Annotated in this window: 17 protein-coding genes; 7 read left to right on the forward strand and 10 right to left on the reverse strand. The window is 53.1% G+C overall.

Annotated elements, in window-relative coordinates; all coding sequences use genetic code 11:
- Positions 1 to 59: 59 nt before the first annotated feature.
- From rfbD to dapF, 6 genes are all read right to left on the reverse strand, one after another.
- Positions 60 to 2,300 carry a dTDP-4-dehydrorhamnose reductase gene (gene rfbD / locus EFB08_RS14665; RefSeq protein ID WP_123127689.1) on the reverse strand — a complete coding sequence of 747 codons (2,241 nt, stop codon included), beginning with the start codon at positions 2,298 to 2,300 and terminating at the stop codon, positions 60 to 62.
- Positions 2,287 to 3,486 (reverse strand): UDP-galactopyranose mutase, encoded by a 1,200-nt coding sequence (glf, locus tag EFB08_RS14670; RefSeq protein WP_123127690.1) that lies wholly within the window; start codon positions 3,484 to 3,486, stop codon positions 2,287 to 2,289. Before glf ends, rfbD begins: the two co-directional genes overlap by 14 nt.
- 167 nt (positions 3,487 to 3,653) lie before the next feature.
- Complete coding sequence (locus EFB08_RS14675; RefSeq protein WP_123127691.1) at positions 3,654 to 4,952, reverse strand: glycosyltransferase family 1 protein; 1,299 nt, start codon at positions 4,950 to 4,952, stop codon at positions 3,654 to 3,656.
- A gap of 228 nt (positions 4,953 to 5,180) precedes the next feature.
- Entirely contained in the window at positions 5,181 to 5,705 is a 525-nt protein-coding gene (locus EFB08_RS14680) for a GNAT family N-acetyltransferase (RefSeq protein WP_123127692.1), read from the reverse strand.
- Positions 5,706 to 5,938: 233 nt separating this feature from the next.
- Entirely contained in the window at positions 5,939 to 6,754 is an 816-nt protein-coding gene (locus tag EFB08_RS14685) for a glycosyltransferase family 2 protein (protein WP_123127693.1), read from the reverse strand.
- 46 nt (positions 6,755 to 6,800) lie between these two features.
- Positions 6,801 to 7,571 carry a diaminopimelate epimerase gene (gene dapF, locus EFB08_RS14690; protein WP_123127973.1) on the reverse strand — a complete coding sequence of 257 codons (771 nt, stop codon included), beginning with the start codon at positions 7,569 to 7,571 and terminating at the stop codon, positions 6,801 to 6,803.
- A 270-nt stretch (positions 7,572 to 7,841) separates the two neighbouring features.
- On the opposite strand from dapF, the gene EFB08_RS14695 reads away from it, so the two are divergent.
- Both EFB08_RS14695 and EFB08_RS14700 read left to right on the forward strand, forming a co-directional pair.
- Positions 7,842 to 8,729, forward strand: coding sequence for a class I SAM-dependent methyltransferase (locus tag EFB08_RS14695; RefSeq protein WP_123127694.1), 888 nt, complete (start codon positions 7,842 to 7,844; stop codon positions 8,727 to 8,729).
- Positions 8,730 to 9,057: 328 nt separating this feature from the next.
- On the forward strand, positions 9,058 to 9,996 hold the full coding sequence (locus EFB08_RS14700; protein WP_123127695.1) for a Ppx/GppA phosphatase family protein: 939 nt from the start codon (positions 9,058 to 9,060) through the stop codon (positions 9,994 to 9,996).
- Between the two features lie 535 nt (positions 9,997 to 10,531).
- Here the strand turns inward: EFB08_RS14700 and EFB08_RS14705 are convergent.
- Both EFB08_RS14705 and EFB08_RS14710 read right to left on the reverse strand, forming a co-directional pair.
- Positions 10,532 to 12,889 (reverse strand): tetratricopeptide repeat protein, encoded by a 2,358-nt coding sequence (locus EFB08_RS14705; protein ID WP_123127696.1) that lies wholly within the window; start codon positions 12,887 to 12,889, stop codon positions 10,532 to 10,534.
- 286 nt (positions 12,890 to 13,175) lie between these two features.
- Positions 13,176 to 14,738, reverse strand: coding sequence for a DUF4139 domain-containing protein (locus tag EFB08_RS14710; protein ID WP_165864911.1), 1,563 nt, complete (start codon positions 14,736 to 14,738; stop codon positions 13,176 to 13,178).
- A gap of 200 nt (positions 14,739 to 14,938) precedes the next feature.
- Here EFB08_RS14710 and EFB08_RS14715 point away from each other — a divergent pair, with 200 nt between their 5' ends.
- Positions 14,939 to 15,997 carry an Ldh family oxidoreductase gene (locus tag EFB08_RS14715; RefSeq protein ID WP_123127698.1) on the forward strand — a complete coding sequence of 353 codons (1,059 nt, stop codon included), beginning with the start codon at positions 14,939 to 14,941 and terminating at the stop codon, positions 15,995 to 15,997.
- Positions 15,998 to 16,124: 127 nt separating this feature from the next.
- Here EFB08_RS14715 and EFB08_RS14720 read toward each other — a convergent pair whose 3' ends face one another.
- Positions 16,125 to 16,856 carry a CPBP family intramembrane glutamic endopeptidase gene (locus EFB08_RS14720; protein WP_165864912.1) on the reverse strand — a complete coding sequence of 244 codons (732 nt, stop codon included), beginning with the start codon at positions 16,854 to 16,856 and terminating at the stop codon, positions 16,125 to 16,127.
- 250 nt (positions 16,857 to 17,106) lie between these two features.
- Between EFB08_RS14720 and EFB08_RS14725 the strand changes: the two genes are divergently transcribed.
- The 4 genes from EFB08_RS14725 (at position 17,107) to dnaK (ending at position 25,100) form a co-directional block, all read left to right on the forward strand.
- On the forward strand, positions 17,107 to 19,539 hold the full coding sequence (locus EFB08_RS14725; RefSeq protein ID WP_165864913.1) for a zinc-dependent metalloprotease: 2,433 nt from the start codon (positions 17,107 to 17,109) through the stop codon (positions 19,537 to 19,539).
- A gap of 407 nt (positions 19,540 to 19,946) precedes the next feature.
- Positions 19,947 to 21,578 (forward strand): TldD/PmbA family protein, encoded by a 1,632-nt coding sequence (locus EFB08_RS14730; RefSeq protein WP_123127700.1) that lies wholly within the window; start codon positions 19,947 to 19,949, stop codon positions 21,576 to 21,578.
- 133 nt (positions 21,579 to 21,711) lie between these two features.
- Positions 21,712 to 23,046 carry a TldD/PmbA family protein gene (locus EFB08_RS14735; protein ID WP_123127701.1) on the forward strand — a complete coding sequence of 445 codons (1,335 nt, stop codon included), beginning with the start codon at positions 21,712 to 21,714 and terminating at the stop codon, positions 23,044 to 23,046.
- Between the two features lie 194 nt (positions 23,047 to 23,240).
- Positions 23,241 to 25,100, forward strand: a complete 1,860-nt coding sequence (gene dnaK, locus EFB08_RS14745; protein WP_123127703.1) for a molecular chaperone DnaK — start codon at positions 23,241 to 23,243, stop codon at positions 25,098 to 25,100.
- Between the two features lie 284 nt (positions 25,101 to 25,384).
- Here the strand turns inward: dnaK and EFB08_RS14750 are convergent, their stop codons facing one another.
- Positions 25,385 to 25,690 (reverse strand): FtsB family cell division protein, encoded by a 306-nt coding sequence (locus EFB08_RS14750; RefSeq protein WP_123127704.1) that lies wholly within the window; start codon positions 25,688 to 25,690, stop codon positions 25,385 to 25,387.
- Positions 25,691 to 25,772: the final 82 nt, after the last annotated feature.

Raw genomic sequence — 25,772 nt, forward strand, 5'->3', positions numbered from 1 at the left:
TAGAGGCTGGTTTTTTAAAAACAGCCTCTAAACGGACGATACATAAAACACGTGTGGGCCTATGCCTGCGCGGCAAAGGGCATTTCGTCTTCTGTGGTATTCTTTGGCCGGAACGAAAACTCAGTGGCATGCAGGAACCGGCGCAACGCATCTTCTACGGAAGGCAACACGGCTCGTTTTTCAGTTTCCAACGCCGAAGAGGCGGGTCTGGGGGCGGGTAAATTCAAGCTGGCCTGGGGCACTGCCTGTAGCCAGGGGCTTGGTTCCAGCCCTGCCAGGTTGGCCGCCAACTCAGCGAATTTCGCCCAACTGTAGGTTCCCTGGTTGGCCAGGTGCCAGATGCCGCTTTCTTCATCGATCAGCAGATCCAGCGCAGAGTTCACCAGATCAGGCACGTACGTTGGCGTCACGAAACTGTCCTCGGCGGCCAGGAACGACTCTTGGTGGGCGATGGATTTCAGGGCCTGGTACACAAAGTTGTGGCCATCCCATGGTCCGAAAAACGCACTGGTCCTGATGATCAGGGCAGCGGGCATGGTCTCCAGTATCTGCTCCTCGGCTAGGGCCTTACTGGCGCCGTACACATTCACCGGGTTAGGTTGGTCTGCCTCTGAATACGGTGATGCCTTTCCTCCGTCAAACACCAGGTCTGAGGAGAAAGAAACCAGCCCGATGTTCTGGGCCTGGCATACCTTCGCCAGATTTACGGGGCCCAAAGTGTTCTCACGGTAGCAGGCTTCGGGTTCCTGTTCAGCGTCGTCTACGCGCACGTAACCGGCGGTATTCACCACTGCCCAAGGTCTGTATTTCTTTACCGCCTTTTCCACCGAAGCGGCATCAGCGATGTCCATGTCCTGGCGGGAAAGCAGCACGTACGGAATTCCTCTTACCTCGCAGATTCGGCCGAAGGCTTTTCCTAGGGTTCCGGTAGCTCCAGTGACCAACAGTGGTTGCACCGTCACTTCCTCTATTTGCCGCAATGCCTCAGAAGAAACATTCCAGCCTTCTGGGGTGTCTGGCAAAGACGGATACAGACTGCGGCAAACGCGCTTCCACCAGCCGTCTATTTTCAGGAGAGGATGGCGTTCTGCCCCAATTGGTAAACCTTGAATGAATCTGGAAACCGCGGTTCTGGCAGGTACGCTCCCGTTCCGAAGATCGAAGGCACCCATCTCATAGTGTCCGTTCTGCTGCGTGAGCAAAGAGTTCCAGTCATAAGCGCCCAGCAAGGACCAGGCAGTGACTGCCGCTACGTTTTTGCCCTGTTTTCTTAAAAACGAGGCAGAATCCCAGACATCGGCGAGCCAGCGCATCTGCTCCTCACGGGTGCAACACAAATGGGCCTCGGTGATGGCCACAGGAATATCATAGCGGGCACAGGCCTGTTCCAGGATGTTTTGCACCCCCAGCGGTGTGGCTGTCTGCACCCGTACAGCCTCCACATCGGCGTACTTTTGGTAGGCATTGCTGCCGTGCGTGTGCCAGGGGTAATCAATGATGCGCTCGTCCAGGTACCGCTCACTGGTGACGTAGTAATTTACACCTATGACATCGGGCGGACAAGGCCGCTGCACCATCTCCAAGAGAGTTTCTTCGGGCACCTTGGCTTCGCGCAGGTAGTTCCACATGGGGTGCTGCGAGTCTACCTTGCCGCAGAGCAGGTCCCAGGAAAGCCAGCGGCGTTGGTTCTCGAAATCTGCCTGGTACTGCAAGGCCGGGGTGCTGTGGGAATAGCCCAGGTCATCGGTCTGCACCAGTTTGGCCTGAGGGTTTATTTCCCTGATGGCCTGCATGGCCAGGCGGGTACCGTTGAGTTGATTTAGTAAAGCTTTTGCAAAGGAAGCGTCGTCTTTGGTGTGAGGATACCAGAAGCCATACAGTGCACTGAACCGAGCCGTGGTAAGGGGTTCATTGACGGGGGTGTAATACATGACCCACGGAAATTGCTGGGCCACCGACCGCGCGTACTGCGCAAATTTCTGGGGGAAATCGTCGTCTAGAAGGTTGGTATATCGGGGGCCGCTGCCATGATGCAGCAGCCCCACGATAGGATCAATGTTCAGTTCCCGAAGCCGGTCCAGACGTTCTGTCGCCCAGCTCCAGTCTTGTTGTTCCGGGTGCTCTGGGGCTACACTTTCCCACAAGACCGGGTACCGCAATTTTTTGATGCCCAACTCGGAAAACAGATCCAGGTCTGAAAGCCGGTGCGCATGCCCGCTCTGTGCAAGCTGGTCAAAGTACTGGTCACCTACACGGTTGACGGTACACTCAACGCCTCCCCAAAGCTCAATGTTGGCCATTCGTACTCAGTTTGGTGGAACTTCCGTTTAAGGCTTCGCGCACCACTTTTGGCAGAACGTCTATTCCATCTACCACAGGTTGCTTCACCACTTTGTCTTTCTCGGTTAGCTTTTTGTGCAGCGTGAGTGCCTGGGCCACCACCTGGTCCATGTTGTAGTACTTGTAGGTAGCCAGACGGCCTACAAAATGAACACCCGGAGTAGCGTCGGCCAGCTTTTTGTACTTGTTGTACAGCTCGGCGTTCTCTGGTTTTGGAACCGGATAGTAAGGATCTCCCTCGGCGCGGGGGAATTCATATACCAGACTGGTTTTAGGATGTTGCTGCCCGGTCAGGTACTTGAACTCGGTCACGCGGGTGTATAACTGCTCGTTGGGGTAGTTCACCACCGCTACTGGCTGGAACACTTCTTTGTTCACCGTTTCATGCTTGAACTCCAGCGAGCGATACGGCAGTTTACCGTATTTAAAATCGAAGTACTCATCTACCGGGCCGGTGTAGATCATCTCCTTGAAAGGAATCATGTCAATGATCTCGTGGTAGTCTGTGTTGAGCATCACCTTGATGTTTGGATGGTTCAGCATGTTCTCAAACATCTTGGTAAAGCCGTGCAACGGCATGGCCTGATAAGTATCTGTGAAATACCGGTCATCGCGGTTGGTGCGGGTAGGTACGCGAGACGTTACGGACTTGTCTAGTTCAGATGGGTCCATTCCCCACTGCTTGCGGGTGTAGTTCTTAAAGAACTTCTCATACAGTTCGCGGCCTACTTTGCTTACCACTACGTCTTCTGAGGTTTTGACAACTGGTACTTGCTCAGCTACTGATTCAAAGAACTTGTCCAGCTCAAACGAAGTCAGGCTCAGGCCATACAGTTTGTTGATGGTATCCAGGTTGATAGGCATGGGTACTTGCTGCCCGTCTACACTGGCCAGCACGCGGTGCTCATACGGGCGCCACTCAGTGAATTGGCCCAGGTACTCAAATACCTCTTTGGAGTTGGTATGGAAGATGTGCGGACCATACTTGTGCACCAAGATACCGTCTTCATTATAATGGTCATAGGCATTCCCTGCAATGTGCGAACGCTTGTCTATGATTAGTACTTTTTTGTTGGAATACGTAGCCAAACGCTCGGCCAGTACGCTCCCGGCGAACCCTGCCCCTACAATCAGATAGTCGAACATATATTTATTGGGCTAAAGTTATTTTTTATTATACTTTTTCAAATAGTGAATTCCATATCTTACCTGTACTCCTTTTCAGGAGAGAAATTTCTGCTGTGTGATTTAGGGCGGTTTTCTGAAAAGTGGCCTTAAAGGGCTAGTCTAACCCCATCACCTGAAGCAAAGCTTTACTTTGAGGCAGACCCTTTTTTCGATTTTCTCTCTGTGCTCACGCACTGCATCAGGCGCACCATGTTTTGCCAGGTTTTGTCCCAAGAGATACCCGAGAGGTATTCATCGGCGCGGTGCATCCATTTCTTATCGTCTTTCTGCACCAAGGCTTTGGCCAGGGCAGTTTCAAACTCCTGGGCCCCATCGGCTATGTGCACCAGGTTTAATTCGCCGTAAGGGCGCACCACGTCTCTGATAGAGGTAGACACCACCGGTTTACCGGCAGCCAGGTACTCTGGCGTTTTGGTAGGGCTGATGTATTTAGTGGACTCGTTGTGGGCAAACAACAGCATGGCCACATCCCACCCGGCAAGGTAAGAAGGTAATTCCTGGTAAGACTTTCCGCCCAGGTAATGAATGTTGGAGCTGGAAGGCAGTATAGCCGGATCAATCTTCACTACCGGCCCGATGATTACAAACTGCCATTCTGGACGGGCGGTGGCTACTTCACGCAGCAACTCAATATCGAAACGCTCATCTACTACACCAAAGAAGCCCATGCGCGGATGCGGGATGTTGGCTTGGTCTGCGGGATCTGCCTGAGGTTGGCGCGCCTGCCCGAAATGCACCTTGTCAATGCTGCTTGGGAAGGCATACACCTCCTTATGACGGTCTTTTTTGGCTTCGTACAGGCTCTGCCCTCCGGTGAACACCACATCGGCTTTGGCCAGCAACTCGGTCTCTAATTCCAGCAAGCGCGGAGGCGCGAATTTAAAGGCAGAAAGCTCGTCCATGACATCGAAAACGGTCAGGGCCGGGGTGAACTGACGGGAGATCTCCAACGCCATAGGAGTATAGTACCAGAATACGGTATTCTCCAGATCATGGTCTGCCATGAAGGCGTTCAGCAGTTCGGTTTGTTTCGCGTCTGATTCTGCCGGGGTAAGGCCATTGGGCAAATGGGCTACAACAATGGTTACTCTGCCGTTTTCCCGCTCCTGCATCTCCAGACGGGGCTCAGCATTGTCATAGAAATACGGCTCCTCAAAGTAAAAGAGACGCGTGTGCTTGGCAAAACGGGACAAAAGGTGCTGCGGACGTTGGTACACAAAGTCCCACCGTAAGTGCGACAAGCAGATGATGGCGGAAACAGAAGTAAGGTAAGCCTCCAAACTACTATCATTGGTAAGTTTTGGAGCGGCTTTTGGGGTTGTATTTACAGTAGAGGAATACGCACTGGTGGAGGTTACTTCTGGTTCAGACGAAAGGGAGCTATTCCCCCCGCCGGGGATGAAATCTAAGTCTAGGTCAAACATACAAAAGCTAGTTAAGAAGTGAGGGTCCTGAAAAAGCCCCAGAGACAGGTAGCTTTCCCTAATTTTACCCTAGCTTACGCATATTTGCAAAAAAGGCTACATTCTAATAGGATTTACCCTTGATTCTGCCCAGAAAACCTATGAAATTCAGTATAAATGCCAGTGTTTGGAATGAGATTTATTCTCTCTGCACTGCCCCTCAAACAAGAGAAACCTGATAGCTTTTTTTCAAGAAATACACAGAATCTTTTGAAGTTCAACCACATTTTGCCAGCCTTGACGGGTCTTGAGCCAATCCTTCCGAACGCCAATTTCCTGAAATCCGGCTTGTTTAAAAAGCTTCAAACTAGTGGTATTCTCCTGAGCTACGGAACAGTACAGCTGGTGCAATTGCAGTACCTGTGTGGCGTAGTTTTCCAGGATTTGCAGGGTCTCGGTACCGTATCCTTTTCCCCGTTGGTCTGAGGCCAGTGCTATTCCCACTCCCGCCCGTTGGTGGAGCGGCTCAAAGTCAAACAAATCTACCGTTCCAATCACGCTGGTTTGCTCTTGCAGGCAAATCATAAGCCTGAGCTGGCGGGCCGCGTAGATATCAAGGGAGGCATTTTCAAGGTACTGCCGCAGGGCATCACGCGAGAAAGGAGCCACCGAAAGACTCACCGGCCAAAGCGCGGTATCATTTTCTAACCCATAAAGGAAGTCCAGGTCCGTGGGTTCTGGCGCGCGTAGAAAGATGCGGTTTGTGTGGAGCATGCCTGATTTGTAAAATAAGGAATAGGTACTTCAGATCCAGCGCCCGGAAAATAATTTCGGCCTTAACGCTGGCCAAGAACTAGCAGCATAGAATCTTCTTCTACCGAACAATATTTTTATACTCGTTTTTGGCTTTTACTAAGAAAACACCCTTAAAATAGGTTGGCTTTCTATTTATAGAATTTCTAGACAAGAAACCCTGTAATACAGAGTGCTTCCATGGTAATAATTTGTTACCTGGAAAGATACTGATCCAGCCCTTTCTCGCAAAAAGTAATGTTAGTCTGGATGGTGGTGCGCAGCAGTTCCTCGTTGATGGCTTTGCGGCTGGTGTCTACATACGGATGGGAAAGATGGTACTGCACCCCTCCCATCTTCAGCGACATTTTTCGGATACCGGCATTCATGAGGCGGGCCGCCAATTCACTGTCCTCAGGTCCCCAACCAGTATATGATTCATTGTACCCGTTCACTGCCAGCAGATCCTTTCGCCAGAAAGACATGTTGCAGCCCTTGGCGTAGTACTTGTTTTTGCCGGTCAGTTTGTAGCGGTTGGCTAAGGCTCTTCGCAAAAATCCCACCCGTAGGCCATTAAACAGGTTGTTGGTTTTGATGATATCGGCCAGGCCGAATCGGGTGATTTCATGGGCCAATACGTGTTGGGTGGCTTCCTCTGAAAGGTTGATTCTTCCGCCCGCCAGGAAACGGCCCGGGGTAGCCTGTGCCAAATGGTCCTGGATAAACTTGGGGTGCAGAATAACATCGCCGTCTACCTGCACCAGGTAGGGTTCTTTGGCCTGCGCGATGGCCTTGTTCAGGATTTTGGTTTTTTCGAAGCCATTATCAGGTTGCCAAAGGTGGATGAGTGGCACCGGAAAGTCTTTCTGGAACCGCTCAATCAACTCCCGGGTCTCGGGCCCAGATCCGTCATCGGCGATTATTACTTCGCTGGGCATTACGGCCTGTTGGGCCACGCTTTGCAGGCAAAGGTTTAAAGCAGCAGGCCAGTTGTAGGTAGCCACCAGGAGCGAGCACGTGAGCGAGGCCATTCAGTAGGTCGTTTTCTGTTTTGGATATGTTTTTACGAAATCGGGCCTAAAGCCGGATCTCGCCTTTGAATACCTGCTCGGCTGGCCCAATGAGGAACACGTTTTTGAACCCGTGGCCTTCTTTCTCAAAGCTCACCTGCAGCTCGCCGCCTAGCACCCTGATGTGCACCGGGCTCTCATACCCCGCCCGGCTCGCGGACAAGGCTGCCGCCGTTACGCCGGTGCCGCAGGAGAAGGTCTCGTCTTCCACGCCGCGCTCATAGGTGCGCACAAACAGCTTGTTTTCGGGCAGATGCTCTACAAAGTTCACGTTGGTTCCCTGGGCCTGGAAACGGTCTAAATAGCGCACGGCGCGGCCTTCTGCAAACACATTCAGGTGCTCCAGGGCTTCTACCTGTTTCACGTAATGCGGCGACCCGGTGTCCAGGAAGGTAGCCTCGGCCAAATCTTCCACAGCGTCCACGTCTTTCATCTGCAGGTGCACTAACCCATCTTTCAAGAAGGCCTGGTGCGGTCCATCGGCGGCGATAAAATAGGCTTGGTCCTCCACCACGTCCAGGAACTGGGCGAAGGCCACTAAACAGCGCCCGCCGTTGCCGCACATAGAGCTGGGCCGCCCGTCGGCGTTGTAGTAGACCATCTCAAAATCAAAGCCTTCCTTGGGTTGCAGCAGCATGAGACCATCGGCTCCTATGCCTTTCCGGCGATCGCATAGAAAAGCCACCTGCTCCTGACTAAGCTGGATGGTTTGGTCGCGGTTGTCCAGCACCACGAAGTCGTTACCGGTGCCCTGATATTTATAGAAAGTTAACTTCATTTTGATCGTATACGAATGTTTTCCGCCGAAGCGGAGCATCTTTTCTTGGTAAAAACCTTGAAAAGTAAGCAAAAAACTGATGCCGTGCCAAAGACTTACACCGAATCACGTTTTCTAAAGCCCTGAGGCAGAAATCTGTTTCAAGGCTGTTTTCCAGAAAACGACTTCTAAACGGATTGTCCTCAGAACCTTGCCTTAAGCACCGAGTAAGAAGAACAGCACCACACGCCACAAAACCGTACCTTTGCCTTTTCACCACCCTTAGAACCTATGTACTCTTTCCTGACCACCAGCGCCTGGACCGATTATGAACTGATTGACTGCGGCAACTTTGAGAAACTGGAGCGCTTTGGAGACTACGTGCTGGCCCGCCCCGAGCCACAGGCCGCCTGGGACAAGCACCTCTCGGAACGCGAGTGGGAAAGACTGGCGCAAGCGACCTTCAAGCGCGAGAAAGGCAATCAGGAGAAAGGACAGTGGCAACTCAAAAAAGGCATGGCCGAGCAATGGTTCATCAACTACCGCTACAACGACCTGAAACTGCGGTTCCGGTTAGGCTTGTCCTCCTTCAAACACGTGGGGCTGTTCCCCGAGCAAGACCCCAACTGGCAGTTCATCTTTGACCACACACGGGCGCTGCCCGGCAAGCCGAAGGTGCTGAACATGTTTGCCTATACCGGTGGAGCCTCCCTGGCCGCCAATGCCGCCGGCGCTGATGTCACCCACTTAGACTCCGTGAAGCAAGTAAATTTCTGGGCCCGCCAGAACATGGAAGCCAGCAACCTGGACAACATCCGGTGGCTCGTGGAAGACGCCATGAAATACGCCCGCCGCGAGGTGAAGCGCGGAAACAAATACCAAGGCATCATCCTGGACCCTCCAGCCTACGGCCGCGGCCCCGACGGTGAGAAATGGCAACTGGAGGAACAGATCAACGAGCTCATCAAACTCTGCGCTGAGTTGCTTGACCCGGAGAATAACTTCTTTGTGATCAACCTGTATTCCCTCGGGTTTTCAGCCCTGATTCTGGATAACCTCATCAAAGCGTCGTTCGGCAACACCGTGCGCAACGAGGAACTGGGCGAGCTCTACCTGGAGGACCAAGCCAAACGAAAATTACCGCTGGGTACGTTTTTCCGGTTCAGCTCGGTGAAGTAGTTCTATCTGCCAGGATGTCAAGAATGTACCACTCATCACCCTTGTCATCCTGAAAGGATCTTGTGGGCGAACTAGAAAGGCTTTGTCATAAACGCTGTTACCGTTCCCCCACCAGATCTTCCCAAGATGACAAGAAAGAGCGAGATGTTTTTGGCCTTCTTTTTATAAAACTGGCTCTAAACGAATTCTCTTTTTCCATAAACATTGCCTCGGCGCGGCCGAAGGTTTTATCGTACTGCCCTTTAGAATAAGAATAATAGAAAGCCTATCCCTTTTAACTGTTGTTCACACTCGTAATTCCTACTTCTAAATTCCTAATCAATCGAATATGTCTCGTCGTCTCGCGCTCATAGACCTTGGAACCAATACGTTTCACCTGCTTATTGTTGAACTAGATGCCGATGGCGTGCAGCAGACGCTGTACAAAACCAAAGTACCGGTAAAGCTGGGCGAAGGAGGCATCAGCAAAGGCGAGATCACTCCTGCGGCCCGGGAGCGCGGACTCAAAACCTTGTCTGAATTCAAAGAGATCATGGACCAGCACGGGGTGGAAGTAGTCAAAGCCACTGCTACCAGCGCCCTGCGTAACGCCAGTAACGGTCCCGAGGTGGTGCAAGCCATTAAAGAACAAACCGGCATTGACGTAGAGGTGATCTCAGGCGCCCGCGAGGCCGAGCTGATTTTCAAAGGGGTGCAACTGGCCATGGAAGTAGGCCCGAAACCGGTGCTGGTGATGGACATTGGCGGCGGCAGCATTGAATTCATCATCGGGACGGACAAAGGCATCCTGTGGAAGAAAAGTTTCGAGATTGGGGCGCAGCGCCTGTTGGACAAGTTCTACCCAGAGCAGGAGCAAGCCATTAAACCAGATCAGGTCAAAGCACTGCGCCATTACCTGCAAGACCATCTGCAAAAACTAACTGCCGCCGTATTACAGCACCAACCCGAAGTATTGATCGGTTCCTCGGGAACGTTTGACACCCTGGTAGACATGGACCTGGTGCCACAAGGCATCCTCCGAGACCTTGACGCCTCCCCAGATATGCCTTTGGCGCTTTCTACTTTTCACCGGCAATACAAAGAACTTCTACAAAAGACCCGCCCCGAGCGTCTGGCCATTCCTGGTATGCTGGCGATGCGCGTTGACATGATTGTAGTGGCCTGCGTGGCGATTGACTGGGTACTGGAGAAGTATAATCTGGAGAAGATCAGGGTGTCTGCGTATGCGCTGAAAGAAGGAATGCTGGCGGAGTTGTTGCAGCAGTAGTCTGTTTGTTGCTGATGTTTTGCTGTGCACGTAATCTGCTGGTTGCGGTGCATGCAGTTGGCTTGTTCTGGCGAAAGGCCGCAGTTTGCGTGGGTGCATGAGCTTTCTTGTTGCATGGTTTCCCTCCGAGCGCTCACGGCCGCGAGGCCCCGCCTTCCGGCCTCGCGCTGTGCCAGCTTCCTTTGCTCCCTTTGGTCGCAATGCCTGGCGGCACCGGAACCTGCCTAGGCGCTCACCCGAAAGACTGGAAATGGGTTCTTTCAACTAGAGCGTTGTAAAGCAGAGAGGTTGAGGTTAAAAGCTTTTTTCTCATTCTGGATATCCCCTTCTAAATATCCTGGTTCAAGTCTGTGACTTGGAGCTAATTTGAGCTGCAGTTTGTAACTGCAGTGAGGCGTAAGCCTAAGAAAACTTCTGCTGATCCTCCCAAAGGCAATACAGGATAGTGGACTTAGTCGTCGTTTCCCAACGCTTATAACCTAAATCGGCTCTCCTACATGTAGGAGAGCCGATTTAGGTTATAAGCTTTTTAATTCTAGGTCAGCTTCTTGAAGTGCTTTTGGTAGGCTTTGTTCAGGGTTTTCAGGTCTTTGTTGCCGCCGGTGTAGGTATTGGCCAGTTGCTTGTAATCTCCTTTAGGGTTGGCCTGAGCATCGCGGGTGGCCAGAAGTTGGCCTATTTGCTCCTGCAGTTGGTTCAGGTTGTATTTGGTGTACTTGAGGGAAACCAAACGCTTCACCAAGTCAAGGGCACCGGCAGCATCTCCCTGTGCAGCGGCATACCGGGCGGCCTCGGCCACAAAGGCTTTGTTTTCATGGGCCAAGGCGTAGGCCAGCAAAGGCGCGTTTTCAAGGCCAAACCGGGCGACATCAGCGGAGGCGAAGTGCTGGCTGGCTTCTTGGTACACTTTCACGGCTTCGGCCATTTTGTTTTGCTGGATAAGGTCATTGGCTTTCTGCAAAAGTTCCTGGTAATGGGCCGGGACATCTATGCGGGCAAGCTCCACCTCGGCGGTAGCTGAGGGAATCGCACATCCGCCGTTCTCTTTTGCGGAAGCCAAGGCTTGGTCTAAGGCAGCAGCGGCCTGAGCAAACTTGTGCTCGCTGCTCAGTTGCAGTGAACGTTGGTAGTGTTGGTTGTAAGCCGCCTGGGCATTGGCGCACTCTTGGGAGAAAATGCCCTGGTTCAAGGTCCGGAATTTGCCGTCCAGTTCTTTGTCGTTCACCAATCCGTAGCGGATCTGCAGGTTGTTCACTTCCGATGCTAACGTGCGGGCTTGCGACAATTTGTTTGCATTGGCCTGTAGTTGACCCTCGGCAATTTTCTCCAAGATAACCGGACGCGCAGCCTGGCGGAGCAGTTTCTCAGCATCGGCGGCTGGAGTTAAGCTGTAGTCACTGGCCAAGCTTTTCCCTTTCTCGAAGGCCATCAAGGCGGCGCTGTATTGCTTGGTTTGGAGCGCTTTCCGGCCATCGGCCAGGTAACCAACATAAAACTGCTGTTGCACATCGCGCATCAGGGTAGAGGCAGCGGCGTCTGAGTCAATGGCAGATTTGTTGTTGCGGGCGAATTGCTGCGCTTCCTTGGCCAGTTTCTCGGCTTGGGCCAGGTTCTTTTGGTTCAGGGCCTGACGCCCATCCTGCAGCAGGTTGTCATAAAGACCGTTTTTGGCAAACGCAATGCCTTCCTCCCAAACCTCAGACCGACAGGTCAGCCGGGAAATGGATCGGCAAAACTCCTGAGCCTGCTCGAACTGCTCAATGGCCTGGCGGTATTTGCCCTGGTTGTTGAGCTGCTCGCCCTGGCGCACATAGGCGTTCTGGATATCCAAGGCAAGTTCCTGCCCAAACCGGTAAGTTTCGGGGTCTACCTGCATGCGGTTCAACAGTTCGCGGGTGCGCAGCCCGGCTTCTTTCAGGTATCCTTCTTTGAAATCAAGGCGGGCCAGTTGCAGGTGCGCGGGCGCAAAAACGGGATTGGCCTGCAGGGAGCGCTCAAAGAACTCACGTCCGGCGCGGCTGTTGCCGTTCATGGCCAGTTCCAAACCTCGGTTGTAAAAGATCTCGGGCAAACGGGCCCACATCTGTTCCAAAGCGATTCCTCGCTCTTTGAACCGACCATCCAGGTCTCTCACGCGGCGACGGAGCTGCACCGGGTCATGCTGGTTTAGCGCCAGTTCGCGTTCCATGCGGGAATCATACAGATGGTCTAGTTCCCGTTCCAAGACTTTCAGCCGATCTATGTGCGCGGTGAGGTGGTCGATGTCGTTGGGATTGATGAGTTGCAGATCACGGGAGAGTTGGGCCAGGCGGTCATCGGCTTCATAATACCGTTTCACCCAGGTCAACCGCTCCTGCACCGCGCCGTGGTTACCCGCCGAGAAGCCCAGTTTCTTCTCCACTACCCGCAGTTTATAGCCCGAAAAATCAGAAGTGTCTTTCAAAGAAGTCTGCACCAGAACGGCAGTTCCGTCTTGGCCCAGGCTCTTGTTGGAAATATCGAAAGTCTGGAGGACCTTGTCTTCGCGACCGATCAGTTGCACCTTGGCGTTGATGACGGTTGGGGTGAGGGCATCGGCAAAGTCGAACTCCCGGAAAAGCACCCTTTCGCGCACCCGTAGGTTTTTCACCGAGGCGTTGATCTCCACCTGATCGCCGGAGCGGGTGATTTTCTCCCGTTGCTCAAAATCCCCCGCCACTACCAATTTGCCTGACCGATGGTGGTTGTCACGGCCCAGTTGCTGCGCCAATGCGTTCAGGTCTGAATTGGTGAAGCTGGAGATAGAGAAAGTTTCCTGCTTGTTTTGCTCGTACAAAACTTTAGACTGCGCCTCGGCCTGCCCGCTCCAGAAGAGCAGCGAAACGAAGATGAGCGAGAGTAGGGATGCTTTCATAATATTAGCAATTTCTTATATTCAACTGTTGGCAAAATCCGTTCCAGAAAAATTACAGGAGCTTATTTATCTGGAAGATGCACAACCCTGCGGCCAGGTTGCTTCACGGAAAAGAAATAAGCAGCGAAGGCGCTTTAGACCCGTTTTCTGGAAAACAGGCCTAAAGCGCACATGAATGACCATCAGCCCCCATCTCACCCCTATGTTGTGAAAAGATTAGTGCCTCAGAAATAATAAAAGGAAGTGCGGGAGAGCTGTAGTTTGTAGCGTTAAAGAGGTTTTCTTCCTAAATGCCGCTGACCTGGCTGTTCTTGGGGTATTTCACCACATACCGAAGTGTGCGCTTTACGGTCTCATTGGGCTTTAGAGAAACAAGCCAGGTCACTTTACCGGTTTCCTTGTCCAATTTGCCGCCGTTGGTGTCCAGGCCTTCTACCTCAATTTCAGACGTAGTGCTCAACGGAATCTGGTCTTCCACAGTAATGGTCACTGGCTGGGCTTTAGTGTTCCGGAGACTAATTTCAAACCCGAACTGCTCTTTGGTGTTGTTGCCCAGCGTTGACCGCTTCTGGTAATCTTTCAGGCGCTCGCGTTGCACTACCACGTTCTGGTCCCGGCCTAAAGAAAGCGTGAGGGTGTCTCGGGTTTGTTCTGGGTTGAGGAACGATTTTCCGGTAAAGGTTCCGGCCAGAAAGACGTTGGCCTCGCCGGGAAGCAGTTTCAGGTTCTCCCAGTTGGTTAGATACGCCACCAGAAAAGCCGTTGGGTCCAGTTTGGGAACCGTGGTATGCGCGTAGGAAGTGGTAAGGCTGTGCTGCTGGATGTCTACCGTATGCGGTTCTCCGTCTGAAGGTACGCTGAACGGAATGCCGATCTTGAACTCGGCGGCCAGCGTAGTGGCAATGGCTTCGGTGAAATCAGCGGTGCTGGGAGACGGCGCTTTCGCTACTCCGTAACCGGTCACCACCACTTCGTTCAGGCTTTGGCTGTCAGATTCTTTTCTTCTGGCAACGCTGGAAGCACCTCTAATCCTAACACCAGCTGCTTTGCCAGTCAGCCCTTCCTGCACAATCCCAATCCGCTGCGGGTTCAACGTTGGTTTTTGGGCTCCTTCGGCGGGGTTGGTGGTAGCTAAGGTCAGTTGCACGTTGTTCCAGTTCACGCCGGTATTCTGCCGCACGTTGGCTTTGTATTGCAGTTGCACGGGTCCCTGGCTTCCGGAGGCTCTCAGGTCATAGATAGGCTCCCACCCCGCATTCATCACCAGATACGTGACTTCCAGACTGACTTGTGCCCGTCCCGTGGCCTGCACCGCTACAATCACGCGGTTATTAGCCTGTAGGTTCTGCCTGTATTGGTTCACCTGGTTGTGGAATTGTTGCTGCCGCTCCCGCAGAATAGCCAGTTGCAGATCCGTGGCGTGCACTTCCTTCCGGATGCCCAGTAAACGGGTGCGGTAATAATCGGCTACTTCCTTGAGGCGGGCGGCGGTGAGGCCGGTTTGGGAGCCCCCAATGTTCTGGTTGGCCTGCAGGAGCGCTTCTTCTTTCTGGAGCACTTCGCGCTGATCGGTCAGCGTTCTGATGCGGCCGTTGTAGCTTTGGAGCGAATCATCCAAGCGTTGCACATCGCGGGGCACCGCGGCATTCTGCAGAAAATTTTGTTCGTAGCGCACCGAAAGCAAGGTCACGTTGCCCGTGGGGTTTACCTGCACGCTCCGTTCATCCAACTGGGCGGGCAGGCCTTCCAGCACCAACTCGGTCACTCCTGATTCTACCGTGGCTCTACCCGTGTTGGTGACCTGCGCCCGGTTCAGGAAGACCGTCACCGCTTTTACCTGCGTGTTCATCGCTTCCTGCTTTTGGGCCAAAACCGGCAAAACGAGACAAAAACAGCTGATCAATAGACCGAAACTAAAGGACAGAACTTTCATAAAGACGAAGGATTAGCGCAAGGTACAAAGGTGGAACATCTTACAAAGGAAACATTTCTACTGGAAACTTTCCCCCGCTTTCTCTTACCTTTGGCCCTTTCCATCTGAATTTGCGCATGTACTCTTACCAACGCCTATTTGATTTCTCCCGTCAGATATTCCTAGCCATTGGCTGCCCGCCCGAAGACGCCCAAACTGCCACTGAAACCCTCCTTTCCGCCGATCTCCGTGGCGTAGATTCGCACGGTGTGGCTCGCTTGATTGGCTATGTGCGCCTCTGGGAAGCAGGCCGCATCAACGCCACCCCCAATGTGCGGATTGTGCACGAGACGCCCAGCACCGCCACGGTAGACGGTGACGGAGGACTTGGGTTGGTAGTAGCGCCAAAAGCGATGCAGATTGCCCTGGAGAAAGCCAAAATAGCCGGCAGCGGCTGGGTGGCGGTGAAGAACTCCAACCATTATGGCATTGCCGGTTACCACGCCATGAAAGCCTTGGAGCACGACATGATTGGCCTGGCCATGACCAACGCCAGTCCGCTGGTGGCTCCTACGTATTCCCTGGAACGATTGCTGGGTACCAACCCCATTGCCGTGGCGATTCCGGCCAACGAGCAGCCGCCCTTCGTCGCTGATTTAGCTACCACTACCGCCGCCAACGGCAAACTGGAGATGCTGCAGCGCAAGAACCTAGAAGCGCCCCTCGGCTGGATTCAAGCGGTAGACGGCTCACCCTCTATCAACCCAAACGAACTTAAAGACGGCGGCGCCTTGCTCCCGCTTGGTGGTGATACTGGCAGCCACAAAGGCTATGCTTTGGGAGCCGTAGTAGACATTTTCTCAGCGGTATTGTCTGGGGCTAATTACGGACCTTGGGTACCGCCCTTCGTGAGTTTCCTGGCTCCCCCCGCTGATCCGGTGGGCGAAGGCATTGGGCACTTCTTCGGGGCCATGCGCGTAGACGCGTTCCGTCCGGCAGAGGACTTCAAACACCACATGGACAACTGGATCACCCGCTTCCGGAACTCCAAAGCCAAAGAAGGCCACCAGGTCCTCATCCCCGGCGACCCAGAACGCATTTTTACCGAACAGCGCCTGAAAGATGGTATCCCGCTTCTGCTACCCGTAGTGAAGGATCTGGAAGGATTAGGCGAGAAGTTTGGCGTGACTTTATAAGAAATTTTTCGGGCTTGGTTAGGGAATTTTCACTTAGTTAATTTTAAAGAACAAATAAGACGGTCACTTCTTAGGTAGAAGTGACCGTCTTATTTTGAGCATGTTTTCATCAAAACGGGCTTAAAACCTATCTCAGCCGCAAAGTCTTACTCATTCTCCTGCTCACCCAATAATTCAGCACCGCTAAAAGCAGAATAAAGAAGGTCAGTTCCCAAAGTGCTGAGAAGGCAGAAGGCCCTTCTTCCACGGTAAGGACATCCTGCCCTAAGCGATAGACAATATTGCCGGCCCAGTGGGCACCAACGGTGTACCAGATGTTTTTGGTGTAAAGCAGCGGAATAGCCAGCATAACGCCTAATGCGAACAGATACGCCAATGCGGTGAAACCATCATCCAGGGAGTAGATGTGGTTCAGGACATATACCGAAGATGAGACCAGGATGAACCCCCACGTGCTGAGCTTGCTTTGAAGATGGCCAAACAGGTAGCCTCTGGTGAGAATGTCCTCGGCCAAAGAAGGAAGAAAGGTGCCTAGAGCAAAGATCAGGGTTTGGGTTACTAAGGTGGACATATCTGGCACATTCGTCACCACTTCTATCCTCAACCAGATCCGCACGGCAAAAGCTAGTCCATTCACCAGTAAGCTAAGACCCAGTCCTACAAAGAACAGTAGCGCGTACTTTCCATTGACCTTCATTCCCCAAGCACTCAGCCCTCTGAAACCCTGAACCCTTGCCACTGCATAAGCTACGGGTATTACCGCCAGCATCAGTCCTAAAAACAAGGGAATATGCTGATGGAACCTCATAGCATATTCGGCGGCATGGTAGGTGAAAGCGATCGCAAGAAATCCGGCCAAAACTGCAAGCCAGGATTGTTTCCCAGAGAGGGATGAAGTTCGAAGGGGCTTGGTTTTGATCATCTTGGATAGATTTTAGGCAAGCTTGGAAGCCACCACAAATATATAATTCTTAAGATATATATTCCATTTCGATTTTCTGTCCTCTTTCAGAGCAGCGGCCAATTTAGGCGAACATAGGTTTGCCGCTATGTTCTGAATTCCCTACCTTATCCAACTCATTCCGTTTCAGGCTTACTTTATCAAAACCATGCGCAAAACGCTACTCTCCTTTCTCTTCACTTTTCTGGCAATTACCCAAATCTGGGCCCAAAACAAACCAGCAGGCATAGCCGGTAAAACCGCGGGCATGCAGAAGTTCAGCGGTTATTTTCCGTTTTACTGGGACGAAGCCACCGGCCGAATCTTGCTGGAGATAAACAACCTGGACCAGCAGTTTCTGTATGTGAATTCCCTGGCCGCTGGGCTTGGCTCCAATGACATCGGGCTGGATCGGGGGCAGTTGGGCGGCGAGCATGTGGTGTATTTCCATAAAGTAGGTCCTAAAGTGCTTTTGATTGAGCCCAACCAAGCCTACCGCGCCTTGAACGGCAATCCCGCCGAGGAGCAGGCCGTGGCTCAGTCTTTCGCGCAGTCGGCGTTGTGGGGGTTTAAGGTGGAAGCCTCTGAGGGAGACAGGGTGCTGGTAGACGCCACCGAGTTCCTGCTCCGTGATGCCCATGACGTGGTGGGAAGCATCCGCCGAAGCCGCCAGGGCTCGTACCGTCTGGATGCCAACCGTTCGGTGATGTACCTACCCCGCACCAAGAACTTTCCGCAGAACTCTGAGTTTGAGGCCACCCTTACCTTTGTGGGCGGCGAAGATGCCGGTGGGTTCGTTCGTAGCGTGACTCCATCGGCTCAGGCCATTACGTTGCGGCAACACCATTCTTTTGTGCAACTGCCAGACAAAGGCTTCACCCCGCGGGCTATGGACCCCAGAAGCGGGTACTTCGGAATTGAGTACATGGATTTCAGCACCCCCGTAGATCAGCCCATCGTCAAGCGCTTTATTGCCCGGCACCGACTACAGAAAAAGAACCCGGCAGCAGCCACATCGGAAGCCGTAGAGCCGATTGTTTACTACGTTGACCATGCGGCGCCGGAGCCCATCAGAACTGCTTTGCTGGAAGGGGCCCGCTGGTGGGCGCAGGCGTTTGAGGCGGCTGGCTACAAAGACGCCTTCAAAGTGGAGATTCTGCCTGTAGAGGCTGATCCCATGGACGTGCGCTACAACGTAATCCAATGGGTACACCGCAGCACCCGGGGTTGGTCATATGGAGCCACCGTCACAGATCCCAGAACCGGCGAGATCATCAAAGGGCACGTAAGCTTGGGATCTCTGCGCGTGCGTCAGGATTTCCTGATTGCCGAGGGGTTGCTGGCGCCCTATGAAGAAGGAAAACCTGCCAACCCTGAGATGATGAAGATGGCCCTGTCCCGCTTACGGCAGTTATCGGCACACGAACTGGGGCACACCTTGGGCATCATGCACAACTACGCCGCCAGCGTGAGCAACCGCGCCTCGGTGATGGACTACCCCCACCCTACCGTGAAACTGACCTCCAACGGAGAAATAGATTTGTCTGATGCCTACTCCGTAGGTATTGGCGATTGGGACAAATTGGCTGTAACCTACGGCTACCAGGATTTTCCTAATGGCACCAATGAACCCCAAGCCCTGGACCAATTGCTGCGGGCCGGGCACCAGAAAGGACTACAATTCATCTCGGACCGTGATGCCCGGGCACCCGGCGGAGCCCACCCGCAGGCGCACCTCTGGGACAACGGACCAAGCGCCGCCGATGAACTTACCCAGGTTTTGGCCATCAGAAAGAAAGCACTGGAGCGGTTCGGGGTGAATAACATTAAACCGGGCGTGCCCATGGCCATGCTGGAAGACGTGCTGGTGCCCATTTACAATTACCACCGTTACCAGGTTGAGGCTGCCGCCAAAGTTGTGGGCGGCCTGAACTACACCTACGCCTCCCGCGGCGACGGACAAACCGTGACCGAGTTCGTGCCGGAAGCAGAGCAACAGAAAGCCCTGGATGCCTTACTCGCCACCCTGCAACCCAACATACTGGCCCTGCCAGAAAAGATCATCGCAGCTATTCCGCCCCGGCCGGCAGGTTGGTCGCCCACGCGGGAGTTGTTTGACAAACGCACCGGCCTCACCTTTGACCCGCTTTCCGCCGCCGAAGCATCGGCTGATTTCACGCTATCGTTCCTGTTCCACCCTGAGCGGGCTGCCCGTTTGGTGGAGTTGAAAGCCCGCGGGAGCAAACTGGGTCTGGCCGAAGTACTGGACCAGGTCTTGGAACAAACCTGGGGCAGCAAACCAGCCTCGGGGCTTAACGGCCAGGTGCAGTTGCTCACCCAACAACTGGTCCTCACCCATTTGATGGCTCTCTCACAGGATGAAAATGCCGCTTACCCTGCCCGAGCCACAGCCCTGCTGCACCTGACCCAGTTAGAGAAACAAGCCCAAAAGCTCGCCAAATCTTCTGACGGTGCCGTGAAAGCCAATGCGCTGCTTGCTTTAGACCGCCTGAAAAAACCCACCGAAGCCAAACCTCAAATGCACAAAGACCTTCCGCCCGGCGCCCCTATCGGTTCATTGGACATGATTGGCTGCGAATAGCGTTTTACCCCCGTTTTCCTGAAAACAGGCCCAAATCCCACCTCCAACCGAGGTGGGATTTTTTATTTATCATCACGCATTCCGTCCCCCTTTGAAGGGGAAGGGGGATGACAAGCCCGTTTGAAGAACCATAAGCTTCGGTTAAGAACAAATGCAACCACAAGAGATTGCCCCCTACAAAATGATACCCCCTTGATCTGCACGAGAAATCATCCCCCTACTCCCTTCAAAGGGGGACGGAATGCGTGATTTTTCCAAGGTGAAATTCCATTCTGAACATCGCTTCAAACCCTTCTTCTTAAGCGGCAAACCGAACAACTGGTATATAGAAAATAACCGATACTATCTGCTTGCAGATGCCGCCAAAATCATTACATTTAATAGACTAACCCTTAACCTTTTGCACTTTGAAACGACGCGATTTCCTTCAACTATCCGGTTTGGGGCTTGGGGCCCTGATGATGCCGGTTCCGCTATGGGGCAATGATATTGCCCCCGAAGCGATGCTTACGCCCATGGAGGTCACGCTCCAGAAACAGATTGCCGATGCCGCCCTCAATGCCGCCAAATCTAAAGGCGCTACCTATACCGATGTCCGGATTGGCCGCTACCTCAACCAGTACCTCATCACGCGGGAAGACAAGGTGCAGAACACCGTCAACACAGAGTCCTTCGGGATTGGGGTGCGGGTGCTGGTGAACGGCACTTGGGGCTTCTCGGCTGCCGATGAAGTTACGCCTGCCGGGGCCGCCAAAGCCGCCGAGCTGGCGGTTGCCATCGCCAAGGCGAATTCCAAACTGCAGAGCGAACCCGTAGTGCTGGCTCCGCAGCAGGGCTTTGGTGAGGTAAGTTGGAAAGCCCCTATTGAGCGCAATGCCTTTGAGGTACCCTTAAAAGAGAAGGTGGATATTCTGCTGGGAGCCAACGCTGCGGCCATGCAGAACGGAGCCAATTACGTGAATTCGGCCTTGTTTCTGGTAAACGAGCAGAAATACTTCGCCTCATCAGACGGATCTTACATTGACCAGGACGTGCACCGCATCTGGCCGGTGCTCAACGTCACGGCCATTGACCAGAAAACGGGCAAGTTTGAGACACGTCAGTCCTTGAGTTCGCCGGCGGGCATGGGCTTTGAGTACTTGAGCGCCCGTCCGGAAGGCAAGTACAAGGGCGTAACCACCCGCTACGGCAAGTACTATGACATGGTGGAAGACGCCACGGCTGCCGCCAAACAGGCCAAGGAAAAACTAACGGCCAAGTCGGTGCTGGCGGGTAAATATGATCTGGTGCTGGATCCTTCGCACCTGTGGCTTACCATCCATGAAAGCGTGGGCCACCCGCTGGAACTGGACCGGGTGCTGGGTTACGAGGCCAACTTTGCGGGTACCAGTTTCGCCACGCTGGACAAATGGAAATCCAAAAACTTCAAATACGGCAGTCCGCTGGTGAATCTGTTTGCCGACAAGGTGCAGCCGGGCTCCCTGGGTGCCGTGGGCTACGACGATGAAGGCGTGAAAACCAAACGCTGGGACCTGGTGAAAGACGGTATTCTGGTGAACTACCAGGCCACCCGCGACCAGGCGCACATCCTCGGGGAAAAAGAATCACATGGCTGCTGCTACGCCGACAACTGGAGTTCGGTGCAGTTCCAGCGCATGCCTAACGTGTCACTGGCGGCGGGCAAGCAGAAACAGAGCGTAGATGACATGATTAAGGATGTGGAGAAAGGCATCTACATCATAGGTGACGGTTCTTTTTCCATTGATCAGCAGCGCTACAACTTCCAGTTTGGGGGGCAGCTTTTCTACGAGATCAAGGACGGTAAAATCGTGGGTCCGCTCAAAGATGTGGCCTACCAGAGCAACACCCAGGAATTCTGGAACTCCTGCACGGCTATCTGCGACGAAAGCGATTACCGCTTGGGCGGCTCCTTCTTCGACGGGAAAGGCCAGCCTACGCAAGTGAGCGCCGTTTCGCACGGTTCCGCCACTACCCGCTTCAACGGCGTGAACGTGATCAATACTGGTAGAAAAATCTAGCGATTTTTCTACCAGTATTGATCAGTCCTGAGTTCTAAGTCCATAGTCTTGAGTCAAATTTCCCCACTTAGGACTCAGAACTCAGGACTCAGAACTAAAAAGTAGTTTCAATCAACTTCAGACGTATCTACCAATGGCAATATATAGCAAAGAACAGGCGCAAGCTGTATTAAGGAAAGTAATGGCCCTGAGCAAGGCAGACGAATGCGAGGCGAACCTAAATGGCAACAAAACCGGGAATGTGCGGTATGCCCGAAACTCTGTCTCAACCGCCGGCGAGTCCCACACCACCTCCCTAGTCGTGCAATCCTCCTTCGGGAAGAAAGTGGGCACCGCCACCATCAATGAGTTTGACGATGCCTCGTTGGAGAAGGTGGTTCGCCGCTCAGAAGAATTGGCCAAACTGGCCCCGGAGAACCCCGAGTATATGGGCGTGCTGGAGCCGCAGAAATACATCACCACCACCCCCTACGTGGCCGCCACGGCAGCTATTACCCCAGACCAACGGGCTACCATGGTATCGCAGAGCATATCGGCGGCCAAAAGCAAAAACCTGACCGCGGCCGGGTATCTGCAAGACAGCGTAGGTTTCCAGTCCATGATGAACAGCAAGGGTCTGTTTGCCTACAACACCGATACTGGCGTGGACTTTTCGCTTACCGTGCGCACCCCAGACGGCACCGGCTCTGGCTACGTTTCCAGGGGCTACAATGACGTAAACAAACTGAACACGGCCACGGCGTCGGCTATTGCGGTGAGCAAGGCCACCGGCTCCATGAACGCCAAAGCGCTGGAACCCGGCAAGTACACCGTGATTCTGGAACCGGCGGCCGTAGCCGTAATGCTGGAAAACCTTTTCTTCAACATGGATGCCCGCTCCGCCGACGAAGGCCGCAGTTTCCTGAGCAAGCCCGGAGGCGGTAATAAACTGGGCCAGAAACTGGTGGACGAGCGCGTGACCATCTACTCAGACCCGGCGCACCCCGAGCTGCCTACCTCGCCCTGGGCGCAGGACGGACAGGCCCTGAACAAAGTCACCTGGATAGACAAAGGCGTGGTGAAACAGATGCCGGTGTCACGGTACTGGGCTCAGCAGAAAAAAACCACGCCGGTTCCGTTTCCAAACTCGGCCATTATGCAGGGCGGCACCCAAAGCCTGGAAGACCTGATCAAGGGCACCACCAAAGGCATTCTGGTGACTCGCTTATGGTACATCCGGTCAGTGGACCCACAGACGCTTTTGCTCACCGGCCTCACCCGCGACGGGACCTTCTACATTGAGAACGGCAAAATCAAGCACGCCGTCAAGAACTTCCGATTCAACGAGAGCCCCATCATCATGCTCAATAACTTGGAGGCCCTTGGCAAAACCGAACGGGTGGTGAGCGGCGAGTCCAGCAACAACTACCTGCTTCCGCCGCTCAAAATTAGGGACTTTACCTTCAGCAGTTTGTCTGATGCGGTGTAAAGACCATACCAAAAAAGCCCTCTCCCATGGAGAGGGCTTTTTTGGTTTTAGGCCTATTTTCAAGAAAACAGGCTTAAAAAGTGAATCACCTTCTTCTTTCGCCACCTATCCCGCAGGAAACCGTACCCTTGTAAGAGGCTATTTCTTCGTACTTTTGCGGAAGTGCGCCCAAAGCGCTGCATTAACATTGACTCATGGCTAAAATAGCAATAAATCTTACCACCGCTTCCATCCAGAAGGAAGAGGTGATTGTGGGCATTGACCTGGGAACTACCAACAGCTTGGTAGCCTACATGCACCCCGAGGACCATGTTCCCATCGCCATCAATGACCAAGGCTTTGGTACCATTGTCCCTTCTGTGGTGCATTTCCCTCAGACCGGCGAGGTTGTAGTAGGCGATGCCGCGAAAGACTTCCTGATCACCGATCCTGCCAACACCATTTACTCGGTAAAGCGGCTTTTGGGTAAATCGTACCAGGACCTGGGCGAGCACAAAGACTTCTTCGGCTACAAGATCATTGACGATAACTCTGAGGGGCTGGTGAAGATTAGGGTGCAGGATAAGTTCTACTCCCCTATTGAACTGAGTGCCGAAATACTGAAAGAACTCCGCGCCCGTGCTGAGCATGCCTTGAAAACTCCGGTAAACCGCGCTGTCATCACCGTTCCCGCCTACTTTAACGACTCACAGCGTCAGGCAACCCGCGATGCCGGTAAACTAGCCGGACTAGAAGTGCTGCGGATCGTGAACGAGCCTACAGCGGCTTCTTTGGCCTATGGCATCGGGTTGGACCAAACCGAGGAACGCACCATTGCCGTGTATGATCTGGGCGGCGGAACCTTTGATATCTCCATCCTGCGCATCCACCAAGGCATCTTTGAGGTGCTTTCCACGAACGGTGACACTTACTTGGGCGGCGACGACCTGGACCGCGCCATTGTCCAGTATTGGTTTAAACAGAAACCTCAATTTGCCGAGGCAATAGCCAAAGACACAAACATGGCCCAAGCCGTGCGTTTACAGGCCGAGGAAGCCAAAAAAATGCTCAGCAGCCAGGATTCCTTCTCTACTCAGTTAAGTGGCATAGAACTCACCTTAGACCGTCCTACGTTTGAGCAGCTTATCACGCCCATCGTAGACCGCACCATGGCATCCTGCCAAATGGCTCTGAAAGACGCTGGCCTGCAGCCAGAGCAGATTGACACCGTGATCATGGTGGGCGGTTCTACCCGCGTTCCGTTGGTATACCAGACCGTTTCTGATTTCTTCGGGAAGCCCGCCAACAACTCCCTGAACCCCGATGAAGTAGTAGCTCTGGGTGCCGCTATTCAGGCCGATGTCCTGGCCGGTAACCGTAAAGACATCCTGTTGCTGGACGTGACGCCGCTCACGCTGGGTATTGAAACCATGGGTGGTCTGATGGACTCCATCATCCCACGCAACTCTAAAATCCCAACTAAGGCCGGTCGGCAGTACACTACTTCGGTAGACGGACAGGTGAACATGAAGATATCGGTATATCAAGGCGAGCGCGATGTGGTGAAAGAGAACAGGAAACTAGCCGAGTTTGACTTGAAAGGAATTCCCGCTATGCCGGCTGGTTTCCCGAAGGTAGATGTAAACTTCATCCTGAACGCTGACGGCATCCTGAAGGTGGAAGCCATTGAACTGCGCTCCGGCGTTCGGCAGGAAGTAGAAGTGAAACCCCAGTATGGCCTCACCGATGAACAGGTAGAGCAAATGCTGATGGATTCCATTACCCACGCCCGAGAAGACGTATCCACCCGCATGGTAATTGAAGCCCGCACCACCGCCGAGCAGATGATTTACCAGGTTGAGCGCTTCGTGCAGAAAAACGGCGAGCACCTGACGCAAGATGAAATTGGCCTCACTCAGCAGAATGTGCAGAACCTGAAAGACGTGTTGTCTACTGGTGATAAGGACACCATCCTGAAAGCAGTAGATGTTCTGGAAGAACAAACCAGCCCTTTTGCCGAGCGGGTCATGCAGATCTCCATCAAGAAAGCCATGACCGGCAAAAAGATAGAATAACTTTTTAGGGCTGTTTTAAAGAAAACAGCTTCAAACCATTTGATAAGAGAGCGTCTTACTTAGAAAGGCGCTCTCTTTCTTTATCTGCAAGTGAAGCGTGAATGGTTGATTGATTTGTCACAGGTATATGGAAGAAAGGCTTCTCACGTTTTTAGGCATACTTTCCGGAAAACGGCCTCAAAACATCTTTTTGTCATCTTGGAAAGATCTTGTGGGCGAACTAGAAAGCAGAACGCGCAGCCTTTGAGAGAGCTGCGCGTTCTGCTTTTTTGAGTATCTAAACCCTATTTCTCTTCTTCGTCCTTTTCAACGATGAGGTAAAGGTCTTCGGTAGGTTTCTTCATGAGGTATTTCTCACGGGCGAACTTCTCCAGAAGTGCGGGGTTACTCATCAACTCCTTGCGGTCTTTCTGCACTTCGGCAATCTTCTCCAGGTAATAATCGCGCTCCTCTTCCAGGATGGCCAACTTGCGGCTGGTCTGGAACTGGGTTACAAAATCATTGGAGTCAAAGAAGAACATCCAGGCCAGAAAGGCAATGCCGGTCAGAAAATAGAAGTTCCGGAAAAACTTTGGTACGCGTGCTAACATAGTCTAAACAAAAAATGGCGGCAAGTTTCCACTTGCCGCCATGAATTTACAAAGAATCCAGAAGGTATCTGCACCAAACGCG

This window comes from Rufibacter latericius, from assembly GCF_003721515.1.
Lineage (GTDB): Bacteria > Bacteroidota > Bacteroidia > Cytophagales > Hymenobacteraceae > Nibribacter > Nibribacter latericius.